The 11,834-nt window shown below is 50.1% G+C and carries 12 protein-coding genes; 6 read left to right on the top strand and 6 right to left on the bottom strand.

The window, feature by feature from the left end:
* Positions 1-22 precede the first annotated feature (22 nt).
* A complete protein-coding gene (locus C2I18_RS01420; protein WP_249899515.1) occupies positions 23-118 on the top strand; it encodes a YjcZ family sporulation protein in 96 nt (31 codons plus the stop codon).
* Between the two features lie 54 nt (positions 119-172).
* Here the strand turns inward: C2I18_RS01420 and C2I18_RS01415 are convergent, their stop codons facing one another.
* From C2I18_RS01415 to C2I18_RS01405, 3 genes are all read right to left on the bottom strand, one after another.
* The gene (locus C2I18_RS01415) at positions 173-472 is read right to left on the bottom strand and encodes a hypothetical protein (protein WP_249899514.1); all 300 of its coding nucleotides are present in this window, start codon (positions 470-472) and stop codon (positions 173-175) included.
* Positions 473-617: 145 nt separating this feature from the next.
* Positions 618-1,973 (bottom strand): PFL family protein, encoded by a 1,356-nt coding sequence (locus C2I18_RS01410; RefSeq protein WP_249902316.1) that lies wholly within the window; start codon positions 1,971-1,973, stop codon positions 618-620.
* Between the two features lie 26 nt (positions 1,974-1,999).
* Positions 2,000-2,269, bottom strand: a complete 270-nt coding sequence (locus C2I18_RS01405) for an ACT domain-containing protein (RefSeq protein ID WP_249899513.1) — start codon at positions 2,267-2,269, stop codon at positions 2,000-2,002.
* Between the two features lie 225 nt (positions 2,270-2,494).
* On the opposite strand from C2I18_RS01405, the gene C2I18_RS01400 reads away from it, so the two are divergent.
* From C2I18_RS01400 to C2I18_RS01380, 5 genes are all read left to right on the top strand, one after another.
* On the top strand, positions 2,495-4,126 hold the full coding sequence (locus tag C2I18_RS01400) for a GGDEF domain-containing response regulator (RefSeq protein ID WP_249899512.1): 1,632 nt from the start codon (positions 2,495-2,497) through the stop codon (positions 4,124-4,126).
* Between the two features lie 41 nt (positions 4,127-4,167).
* Positions 4,168-4,548: a response regulator transcription factor gene (locus C2I18_RS01395; protein ID WP_249902315.1), complete on the top strand. Its 381-nt coding sequence runs from the start codon at positions 4,168-4,170 to the stop codon at positions 4,546-4,548.
* Positions 4,526-7,795, top strand: a complete 3,270-nt coding sequence (locus C2I18_RS01390; RefSeq protein ID WP_249899511.1) for an ATP-binding protein — start codon at positions 4,526-4,528, stop codon at positions 7,793-7,795. The genes C2I18_RS01395 and C2I18_RS01390 overlap by 23 nt, the downstream gene beginning before the upstream one ends.
* A gap of 131 nt (positions 7,796-7,926) precedes the next feature.
* Positions 7,927-8,901 (top strand): aldo/keto reductase, encoded by a 975-nt coding sequence (locus C2I18_RS01385; protein ID WP_249899510.1) that lies wholly within the window; start codon positions 7,927-7,929, stop codon positions 8,899-8,901.
* A 202-nt stretch (positions 8,902-9,103) separates the two neighbouring features.
* Positions 9,104-9,646 (top strand): hypothetical protein, encoded by a 543-nt coding sequence (locus tag C2I18_RS01380; RefSeq protein WP_249899509.1) that lies wholly within the window; start codon positions 9,104-9,106, stop codon positions 9,644-9,646.
* A 9-nt stretch (positions 9,647-9,655) separates the two neighbouring features.
* Here C2I18_RS01380 and C2I18_RS01375 read toward each other — a convergent pair whose 3' ends face one another.
* From C2I18_RS01375 to C2I18_RS01365, 3 genes are all read right to left on the bottom strand, one after another.
* Complete coding sequence (locus C2I18_RS01375; protein ID WP_249899508.1) at positions 9,656-9,973, bottom strand: hypothetical protein; 318 nt, start codon at positions 9,971-9,973, stop codon at positions 9,656-9,658.
* A 128-nt stretch (positions 9,974-10,101) separates the two neighbouring features.
* Positions 10,102-10,785 carry a DUF421 domain-containing protein gene (locus C2I18_RS01370; protein ID WP_249899507.1) on the bottom strand — a complete coding sequence of 228 codons (684 nt, stop codon included), beginning with the start codon at positions 10,783-10,785 and terminating at the stop codon, positions 10,102-10,104.
* 123 nt (positions 10,786-10,908) lie between these two features.
* Positions 10,909-11,787 carry a helix-turn-helix domain-containing protein gene (locus C2I18_RS01365; RefSeq protein ID WP_249899506.1) on the bottom strand — a complete coding sequence of 293 codons (879 nt, stop codon included), beginning with the start codon at positions 11,785-11,787 and terminating at the stop codon, positions 10,909-10,911.
* Positions 11,788-11,834: the final 47 nt, after the last annotated feature.

Below are 11,834 nucleotides of genomic sequence, written 5' to 3'. Positions count from 1 at the left end.
ATCTTGCAAAGGAGGTAAGACAATGAGCGGATGTGCAAATGTCGGTGGAATGTTCACTTCCACCACTACAATTCTGGTGCTTTACATTCTCCTGGTCATCATTCTTGCAACATTCTAAAACTGCATACAAGCAAAAATAAAGAGCCTGCCCTGCGTAGGCTCTTGGCTCCTGCTAAGTATACAATAAAGTAATTACAAGCAGTTCATACAGGACCAAAGTGAGAATGGCTTCATCACTGCTGTTAAAAGGGTTCCCGAAGAACGCACGGTTCACTCCGGGCTTTGATACAGCGAGGTAAAACAATCCCCTGTCACAGCCGACAATTCTTCCGGTGTAAACCTGTCCATCCAGCGTTTCAATACGGACAAACTGATTGGCGTGTTGCCTGCATACATGATGCAGCCGGTTTCTGAGGGTAGTTAAGCTTTGGACTAAATTGTTGTCTGCCTGATAAAGCACCCTTTGCTGCATTGCTGGCTGAAAACCCATGGTTAGCACTACCTTCCATATAAAGTAGTACATTGTATGCCCGGCGTTAATTTTGGTTCTTTGCTTCCATAACAAAAAGCACCGGTCCCCCCTGCAGCAGGAAGGGAGCAGTGCTGTTTGCCGTATCTTAGTTCTTGAAGCTGTGGATCGGGGCAGGAATCCGGCCGCCGCGGTTGACGAACCCGGCACAGTTGAACCGGTTCACTTCCATCACCGGTGCGTAGCCGAGCAGCCCGCCGAACTCGACCATCTCCCCGACCTCCTTGCCGATGACCGGAATGACACGCACGGCAGTTGTCTTGTTGTTGACCATCCCGATCGCGGCTTCGTCGGCGATAATACCGGAGATGGTCTCTTTGCTGGTACTGCCCGGAATCGCAATCATGTCGAGGCCGACGGAGCAGACACAGGTCATCGCCTCCAGCTTCTCCAGCGTCAGCGCACCGCGCTGCACCGCCTGAATCATGCCGTGGTCCTCGCTGACCGGAATGAATGCGCCGCTTAGGCCCCCGACATAGGAGGAGGCCATGACGCCGCCTTTTTTGACATTGTCATTCAGAATCGCAAGTGCTGCCGTGGTGCCGGGAGCACCGGCTTCCTCAAGGCCCATGACCTGGAAGATTTCAGCGATGGAGTCACCGATCAGCGGCGTCGGCGCCAGAGACAGGTCAATAATGCCAAAAGGTACATTCAGCCGCTTGGAAGCCTCTTGGGCAACAAGCTGTCCAACCCGGGTGACCTTGAAAGCCGTCCGTTTGATCGTTTCGCACAGGGTCTCGAAATCCTGCCCCTTCACTTCCTCCAGCGCACGCTTGATAACCCCCGGACCGCTTACACCGACATTAATGACGCATTCGCGTTCGCCTACCCCGTGAAATGCCCCGGCCATGAACGGATTGTCCTCTACGGCATTGCAGAACACGACCAGCTTGGCGCAGCCGATCGAATCGCGGTCCTTCGTACGCTCTGCGGTCTGCAGGATAATATCGCCCATCAGTTTGACGGCATCCATATTGATACCGCTGCGCGAGGAGCCGACATTTATGGAGGAGCAGACTCTTTCGGTTACAGCGAGAGCTTCTGGAATGCTGTCGATCAGGATGCGGTCGCCTTTGGTGCAGCCCTTCTGCACAAGCGCCGAGAAACCGCCGATGAAGTTCACACCGACTTCCCTGGCAGCCTTGTCCAGAATTTCCGCTACCGGTACGTAAGTATCTGTATGTACGGCCCCCGCAGCAATCGAGACCGGCGTTACGGAGATCCGCTTATTAACGATCGGTACACCGAATTGCCGTTCCAGATCCTCGCCGGTCTTCACCAGCTTCTCGGCAGAACGGGTGATTTTGTCATATACATTCCGGTTGAACACCTTCAGATCGGTATGGGCGCAGTCCATCAGGCTGATTCCCATCGTAATCGTACGGACATCCAGGTTCATTTCGCGGATCATTTTATTCGTTTCCTGCACTTCAACAATTGAAATCATATCGGTTACTCCTTAAGGTTTGATTAGATCCGGTGCATGATATTGAATATATCCTCGTGCTGCAGCTTGATCTCCACGCCGATCTCTTCGCCCACATGCTGCAGATCCTCAACAATCTCTTCAAAAGACTTGCTCGGTGAGGAAATATCCACAATCATCATCATGTTAAAATAGTCCTGGACAATCGTCTGCGAAATATCGAGGATGTTCAGGTTGTGTTCCGCAAGATACGTGCAGACTTTGGCAATAATTCCAACTTTGTCTTTTCCGAGTACAGTAATGATTCCTTTCAATGAGACAGCCTCCTATGCATCTATTCTCTGTCCATCCGCCGCTTTAACGGAGTGAACTCTTTCAATTATTATGGCAAATGATGACACCTGCGGCAACCGAAGGTTTTTTGTCCGTATACTAATATGTTTGCTCTTAAGGGCTCTTTTCTTTAAAATACAGTTGACAGCGTAACAAGTACGTGATCATCTGAAGGAATTGAACATCATGGTTTTAAAGGAGTAACGATGACTACTAGAAAATATAAAGAGCTGGTTGAACAGCGCACCCGGCAGACTCTGGTGAAATGGTCGGAGCTGGCGGAAATTGAGGAAAAGGAAATCTACCGTTTCCTGCACAACCTGAAAGGAACAGCGGGAACGGTAGGTTTGGACAAGGTAGAGAAGTTCTCAGGGAGTACGCTGCTCTATTTCTCGGAGGATAACAATAGAAGCTTTACAGAGGCGGAGTGGGGGGATTATTTATACCCTTTACTGGAATTGTTCGAGGAGCCTGAGACCGGAGCGCTGCCTTCACCGGAACCCGGTACAATACGGCAGCCTGGAGACAAAGGCCAGCAATATGAAATCCTGATTATTGATGACGATGTGGAGCTGGTAGCTTATCTGAGGGAAGTGCTTGAGAAGCAGTCCTATTATGTAAGCGTCGCGTTATCTGCGGAACGGGGCCTCAGGCTTTTTTACGAGAATAAGCCAGATCTGCTGCTGCTGGATATTGTGCTGCCTGACCAAAGCGGGATTGATGTGCTTCAGCAAATCATCGGCAAGGCAAAGAAGGAACGGATTCCGATCCTGATTATTAGCGGCGAACACTCCAATGGGATCCGGAAGTATGCCTATTCGCTGGGCGTAATGGATTATATAACCAAACCTTTAGATATGGAATTATTTACGGTGCTGATCAAGAACCGGTTTGAACTGAAACGGGAATGGCAGGAATCCATCATTGTGGATGAGCTGACCGGAGCATTTAACCGCAAATATTTTAATCAGACGATGAAGAAGCTGTTTTCTGACTTTAAACGGACAGAACGTACCTTTACCCTTGCGCTGATGGATCTGGATTATTTTAAACAGGTTAATGATACTTACGGCCATCTGCTCGGGGACGAGGTGCTGCAGACCTTTGCCAAGGTGGTTAAGCAATCTATCCGTATGGAGGACACATTCTGTCGTTACGGGGGGGAAGAATTCGCCCTGTTCATGCCCAATACGGATGCGTTATCTGCCATGCTTGTCATTGAACGGATCCAGCAGAATTTTGCGGAAAATCATTTTTTGGCCAAAAAGGAGAACTTTAAGGTCACCTTCTCCTGCGGAATTTCCGAGATAAAAGATCATCACCAGAATGCCGATAAACTAATAGAGGAAGCGGATAAGGCGCTCTATACCAGCAAACATGCCGGAAGAAACCAGACTACCATATACACGGAGCGGTTAATGAACGGTAAGGCGCTTTCTGTGCTTAATGTGATCATTGTAGACGATGATGCGCTGATCCGCAGAATGGTGACCAACCATTTTACAAGCTGGGAACCAGGCTTCAGCAGTGAACTCAGAATCAAAAGCTATTCCAAAGGACCGGATTTTCTGCAGTCGGACTGGTATTCTCCCGATGAGAAATTCATTATTCTGCTTGATGGAATTATGCCTGAAATGGATGGTCTGGAGGTTCTTGAACGGATTCGCGCCAGCCATCCCGGTGCCAATGTGCTCGTAATTATGCTGACCGGACGCAACGACCAGCGGGACATTATACACGCATTGCAGATGGGGGCAGACGATTATGTCATCAAGCCGTTCCATTTGCCGGAGCTGCTGGCAAGAATCGAACGGCTGGCTAACAGATTATTATTCTAAAGGAACGCCGGTTACCGGGTAACAAGAAAGGTGATGTAATGATGCAAAAGGTACTAGTGGTAGACGACGAGGAAGTGCTGCGCATGCTGATTGAGGATACGCTGGAGGATCTGGAGGATGTGGAAATTCATAAGGCTGAGAACGGTGCGGAGGGTCTTGCGAAGCTGTCGGATGACCGTTATGATCTGGTGATTCTGGATTATATGATGCCGGAAATGACCGGAGTAGAGGTTCTTGGCGCGCTGGATGAGCAAGTGAAGAGCTCGACCCCCATTTTAATGCTGACAGCCAAAGCGCAGGATGCGGACCGGAACAGGGCCAAAGAAGCAGGAGCCCGTTATTTCATGCCAAAACCTTTTAGTCCGATGGAGCTTCTGCAGATTGTGGAGGGCATTCTCGGTGAAAACAACAAAACTGTCTAATATGAGCATCAGGAAGAGATATTTCCGCATTGTTTCGGGTTTATTTGTATTGATCGTGCTGACGGGCATCGCCTTATTTGTCTATATCAACCATCAGCAGCAGAAGATCAGTGCGGAGCGCGAGGTATTGGAGCACAAGGCGGATACTGTAAGCGAACTGGCCTCCACACTGAATGATGTGTTCTTTCGGGTAAGGGGATATACGCTGCTCAAAAGTGAAAATGAGCTGAATCTGGCCTATACGGCGCTGCAGGAGCTTAATCTTGTACTGGATGCCTATTCGAAACTTAAATTGTCACCGGAAGAAGCGCAGTTTAATGACGATCTGAAGGCATTTAGTGTACAGTTCGAGAACGTTACCCTGCCTCAGGCCATTGCTCTGGCAGAGCAGGATAATTATCCGGGGCTGCGGGCATTGAGCCAGGATGGTAACACGCAGGCTGTCAATGATTTTCTTGCCTATACGAAGGGATATAAGGAACGTGCGGACAATTTACTGAACCAGCTGACAGAGGATTCTATCCGGCGGGCCAATACTTTTATACTGGTCGCTTTTGTTTTGAGTGCTATTTTGATGCTTATAATGACGGTTGTCATTTGGGGAATTCTGAAGGTGATCGTTAACCCGATCGTCAGCCTGGAGGAGGCGGCCAATTCGCTTGCCGCAGGCGGTCCGGTTCTGCTGGGTAAGCTCCACAGGCAGGATGAGATCGGCCGTCTGTATGAGGCTTTCCTTAATATGGCGAGAAGTATTCAGGACAAAGAGGAAGAGCTGACGATGCAGAATGAGGAGCTGCATGCCCAGCAGGACGAGCTGCATGATCAGCAGTTCAAGCTGGAGCGCTCTTTGAACGAAATCCGCAGTATGATGAAGGCGCTGGATCATTCTGCCGCTGTTGCTATTTTGTCACCGGCAGGTGTGTTCACTTATGCCAATGATAATCTGAGTGACTATACGGGGTACAAGAATTCAGAAATTATCGGGTCTACTTATCAATTTTTTGAGATGCATACTCTTACCGGCGTTGAATTGAAGCAGCTTATTCTTAAATTGAATACAGGCAGCGTCTGGAGTGACGAGCTTCAAATCGTGTCCAAGACCGGAGCGGCTGTCTGGGTGCATATGACGGTAATGCCGTACCTCAATGATGAGGGCAGCATCTATCAGTATATTATGATCGCCAACAACATCACCACCATGAAAACTGCGCAGCAGGAGCTGGCAGATACACTGAAAAAAACTGAGTTGACCAAGACGATGCTGGAGCGGAGCAACCAGCTGAACCATGATATTACCTATACCCTCGACAAACAGGAGTTTGCCGATAAGTTCCTGGAATTTATGAACCGGCAGTATGCTTTTGATTCCAGTATGTTCCTGCTGGTGAAAGATGGGATTACCGCTGTAAAAGGGGTTCCCCAGGGGATTGTGGATAGGTATATCAATAATGAAAGCAACGGAATGCTGCACCGTATGCAAACGGATAAGTCTTATATTATCAAACGTGAATCCTCTTTGCGGGAGCGGGGAATCTCGGCTGAAGACATGACCTCATACGATTATTACACGACAGTTGTCAATGCCGACGATGAAATTCTGGCGATTTTCTGCGGCACCCGGATCGGACATCCCTTCATGGAAGAAGAAACTGGCGATATCCAGGGATTAATGAACAGGGTGGCCCTGGCCATTGAGCGTTTGTTCATGTACGAGGAGATCGAACATAACCGGACACTGAACAGGGATATTGTGAATAATGTCAACGAGGGCATCCAGTTTGTTCAAATGGACGGCAGCATGCTGCAAATGAACAGGGCGCTTAGCCAGCTGTTCAGCTACAACGATTGGATGGAAGGGGATCTCATACCCGAAGAGCGCTGGATGGAACATTTCATCCGCTGTGTGAATGAACCTGAAGAACTCCGGCAGTTCTACAGGAATGCGATGTCCGACCATTCGGTTATGTCCGGCACCATGAAATTCTCCATTAATAAGGAGGATGTGAAGCATGTTGATGTATACGCCATTCCGGTGTTCCGCCGTGATGTCCGCTTCGGAACTTTGTTTGTGCACCGCGATATTACCAGAGAATATGAGATTGACCTCATGAAATCAGAGCTGGTCAGCACGGTCAGCCATGAACTGCGGACACCGCTGTCCAGTGTACTGGGCTTCACGGAGCTGCTGCTGAACAAAACCATGAAGCCTGAAAAACAGCTGAAGTATCTGGAGACCATTCACAGGGAAGCCAAGCGGCTGACAGATCTGATCAATGATTTCCTGGATCTGCAGCGGATGGAGTCCGGTTCACAGCAGTACCATCAGGAGCCTGTCAACCTGAGCGAACTCGTCCTGGGTGTTATTGACCAGTATAAGCTGGGCAGTACCCATCACATTCTGTTTGAGGATGCAGCACAGAACGCGCTTGTGGAAGTGGATAAGGACAAAATCGTCCAGGTGATGACCAATCTGCTCAGCAACGCGATCAAGTTCTCGCCGGACAGCAATGAGGTCAAGGTTATGCTGCATAATGAAGCCGAACAGATCATTGTTGAAGTTCAGGATTACGGGCTGGGCATTCCCAAGAATCAGATCGGGGAATTGTTCCAGAAGTTCAGAAGAGTCGATAACAGTGCCTCGAAGCGGATCGGCGGAACAGGCCTGGGCCTGGCCATTTGCAAGGAAATTATCGAGAAGCAGAAAGGCACCATAGGCATCGAATCAGTGGAAGGCGAAGGCTCGACGGTGAGGTTCAGCCTTCCGGTGCTGCATTCCGCAGGTACGCGGCATGAAGAGGAGCAGCCGCAGAGGCTGAACCCCGACAAAGAAGAGAAGCCGAGCGTAATGATTGTGGAGGATGATTACAGTCTGTCCCTGCTTCTGTCGGAAGAGCTGAAAGCCAAAGGCTTCCGGGTAATTCATCATTATCATCCGCAGCAGGCGTTTGATCAGGCGGTAAAAACCCCTTTTGCAGCCATAGTTGTAGATCTGATGCTGGGTGAGGAGCTTGACGGCTGGGATCTGATCTCGATGCTCAAAAAGGATGAGCGGACGCAAAATGTACCCATTGTCATCTCATCCGCCCTGGACAAGGAAGATAAGGAACTGCTGGGCAATGTGCAGAAGTATCTGACTAAGCCTTACCCTCCGGGCGAACTTACGGGAATCCTTAAGGATATCCTGGAGATTATGCCGGGAACCGGGGAAGTGCTGTTTCCGGATAGCGGTCACCAAGCGGATGAATAATTAATTTGTGGACAAGTCCTGGATGCAGGGCTTGTTTTTTTATATGAAAAAACTTGCCTTACAGTGGACTCTAAGGTTTATAGTGGTAAAGAATGCAGACAACCTTACAGTGATGAAAGGGAGGAATTGCGGTGAAGTACAGTTATTTGGGTAAATCGGGTTTGAAGGTAAGCCAGTTATGTCTCGGAACGATGAATTTTGGTCCGGAGACTGAGGAGAAGGAAGCTTTTAGAATTATGGATGCTGCGCTGGATGCAGGCATTAACTTCTTTGATACCGCTAACGTATACGGCGGCCAGGAACGCCGCGGCTGGACAGAAGAAATTATCGGGCGCTGGTTCAAGCAGGGCGGCGGACGCCGTGAGAAGGTCGTCCTGGCCACCAAGGTTAACGGTGACATGTTCGATGAGAACGACGGTCCGAACTCCAGCAACGGCTTATCCGCCTACAAGATCAGACGTCATTTTGAGGGATCGCTGAGACGCTTGCAGACCGATCATATTGAGCTGTACCAAATGCATCATATCGACCGCAATGTGTCCTGGGATGAGCTGTGGGGCGCGTTTGAGATCCTGGTATCTCAAGGCAAAGCGGATTATATCGGCTCCAGTAACTTTGCCGGCTGGCATATTGCCCACGCCCAGGCGCAGGCAAAAGCACGCCATTTCCTGGGTTTGGTCTCCGAGCAGCATTTGTATAACCTGCTGGAACGGACACCTGAGCTGGAAGTGCTGCCGGCTTCACTGGAGCTCGGGCTGGGGGTTATCCCGTGGAGTCCGCTGGCGGGCGGACTGCTTGGGCGCAATGCGCTGGCCAAGACCGGCGTACGCAGTGCACGTTCTGCCAAGCTGGAGCAGCACCGCAGCCAGCTGGAGCAGTTCTCAGCTCTGTGCAAAGAGCTGGGCGAGCACGAGGACCAGGTGGCCTTGGCCTGGGTCCTGACCAATCCTGCGGTAACGGCGCCGATCATCGGGCCGAGAACGATCCAGCAGTTCGAGGATTCGCTGCGCGTCACCGAGATCGTGCTGGAAGAAGACACGCTGAAGAAGCTGGATGAGATTTTCCCCGGCCCGGGACGCCCGGCTCCGGAAGCTTACGCTTGGTAATGAAAGGTGAAAGGGCCTGTCCGGTGGACAGGCTTTTTTTGTTTTTGGATTGTCGGGGATGAAGGGTATAAGTAACTTTGAGTTTGGTGGGAATTGGCGGTTTGCGGGAATGAAGGGTATAAGTACCTCTGAATTTGGTGGAAGCGGGCAGTTGGCTGGAATGAAGGTTATAAGTACCTTTGAATTTGGTGGAAGTGGGTAGTTGGCGGGAATGAAGGGTATTAATACCTCTGAATGTGGCGGAAAGGGGCGGTTGGCACGAATGAAGGGTATAAGTACCTTTGAGTTTGGTGGAAGCGGGCAGTTGGCTGGGATTAAGGGAATAAGTAACTTTGAGTATGGTGGAAATGGGCGGTTGGCGGGAATGAAGGGTATAAGTACCTCTGATTTTGGCGGAAGCGGGCAGTTGGCTGGGATTAAGGGAATAAGTACCTTTGAGTTTGGTGGAAGCGGGCAGTTGGCGGGATTCAAGGGTATAAGTACCTCTGAGTACGGTGGAAGCGGGCAGTTGGGAGATATCAAGGGTATAAATACCTTTGAATGTGGCGGAAAGGGGCGGTTGGCGGGAATGAAGGGTACTAATACCTCTGAATGTGGCGGAAAGGGGCGGTTGGCGGGAATGAAGGGTATAAGTACCTTTGAATTTGGTGGAAGTGGGCAGTTGGCGGGAATGAAGGGTATAAGTACCTTTGAGTTTGTTGGAAATGGAGAATTGGCGGGAATAAGGGGATTAGACTACTTCTGAAGTCCAAGGTCAAGAAATCAACGGGAAAAGTCCCGTTGAATCGGCCGCCAGCGCGCCAAACGAAGAAATCAACGGGAAAAGTCCCGTTGAATAGTCCGCCAGCGCGCCAAACGAAGAAATCAACGGGAAAAGTCCCGTTGAATCGGCCACCAGCGCGCCAAACGAAGAAATCAACGGGAAAACTCCCGATGAATCGGCTACCAGCGCGCCAAACGATGAAATCAACGGGAAAAGTCCCGTTGAATCGGCTACCAGCGCGCCAAACGAAGAAATCAACGGGAAAACTCCCGTTGAATCAGCCGCCAGCGCGTCAAACGAAGAAATCAACGGGAAAAGTCCCGTTGATTTAGCCGCCAGCGCGTCAGGCTGCCTAACGGCACCGCCGACATGGCGGAGGGAGCTGCTATTTTCTCAAAGAAACTGCCCTAACACTCCAAGACTCACCACGCCCGCCGCTAATGAGAAACAGACGAAATCACCGTAAGCTTGCCGTCCTCGGTAATTTCAGCGTAAGCCACAGACTGCGGACTATGATAACCCAGTTTGCGCAGCTCAACAGACAGCCAGGACTCGTTATGGCCGAGGGAGTTAAGTGTCTCCATCCGGACAATTCCGTCCTCAATGATACTTTTGGGCAGTGTGAGTTCCTTATCAGGCAGCTGAAGATCACTGCGGGTCACGCCTTCGTATTGGGCTTTTTTCATAATACTGAGTGAACCGTTGGTCTCGTAGATGGCATAGGCCACCTCACTGACAGAAAAGGTATCCTTCGCCCGGAGCATCATCCGCAGCTGATCGAAGTCGAGATTGTTTTTGCGCAGCTTGCCGAGATCGATTTCACCATTGCGGATCAGGATTTCTGCTTCCCCCTCCAGCGGTTTGCGAAGGTTGCGGAATTTAAGGGTGATTTTTTCAAAAGTGTACGAAAGAACTGTCCATATCGCCAAAGTGAAGATCAGCATCCCGACTTTATGATCCGGCTCGTAAATCGTTTCCCCGACAAGGTCGCCCAGAATGACCGCAGAGATAAAGTCAAATGGAGTCAATGCGGCAATTTCCTTCTTCCCGAGCAGTCTCGTCATGGTCCATAGTCCGATAAAGCCGGCAAGCAGTTTGATAAGTATTAATCCATAATCCATGCAGCACCAGCCTCCTGTTATGCAGCTCAACATCTAAGAGTGTTTAACCATTAGATTACGGAATGTAACACGGTGAGAAGTGAACTGCACTGGAATGAAATACCGTCCGCATATAAAATCACTCTACTCAGCAATACTCCTATGCTGTTTACGGTACAGCGAGGGATTGACACCGTAATAGCTGGTGAACCTGCGCGTAAAATAATCCGGCGAACTGAAGCCAACGTTAAGCGCAATCTCCGTGATCGGCCGCAGGGTGTATTTGATCAGCTTTTCGGCTTGCTTCAGCCGGTGGTTCATCAAGGTTTCGATGATAGAGTCGCCTACCTGCTCCTTAAATAAATGGGACAGCCGGGAGGGGGACAGACATACCTGATCCGCCAGCGTCTCAATCAAGTGACTGTCCATGTAGTGTTTGGAAATAATGCCTAAGACCTCTTTTACGCGCGGATCCAGCGTCTTTTTCTGCCCGCTGCAGCTGGCGACCAGCAGAATGATTTCTTCAAGGGCGTTAAGGGTAAGCTCGTCCCGCAGCAGGGTATCTCCGCTAAGCCTGTAAGACAGAACTCTCCGGAAGGCCGCTTCGATCGCACGGGAAGACACCTCATCATCTATGTTCAGATAAAATACAGGTCCGCCGGTGTTGCCCGCAGGCAGCCAGTCCGCCCACGTCGTACGGGGGAGAAAATGTGCCCATAGGAGCTCCCACGTCTGACCTTCCTCCGTAAAGTAATCCTGCAGGGTTCCGGGCGACAAAATAGTCAGCGTGCCTGCCGTACAGCTTAGATACTCTTTGCCTCCATTGTTGAGCAGCCCTTTCCCGGATAAGGTGTATATGATCAGCCAGTCTTTAGTCCCCTCCGGACGGTAGCAGTTGTAGCCATAAGGCTGAATGTAGTGATCCGATATGAGAATTCCGGGGGGATGGGTATCCTTTTTACTCGTCAGGGGCTTAGCAGGATAAGCAGGGTTAATAGCCATATCATCAGTCCTTTTGATCATTCTCATACTTATAATTCTATAGTAGTTGATCTAAGGAGTGTGAGCAA

The organism is Paenibacillus sp. PK3_47, from assembly GCF_023520895.1.
Classification (GTDB): domain Bacteria; phylum Bacillota; class Bacilli; order Paenibacillales; family Paenibacillaceae; genus Paenibacillus_AQ.
Note: the sequence above shows the minus strand (reverse complement) of the source record. Positions and strands in the feature narration are given on the sequence as shown.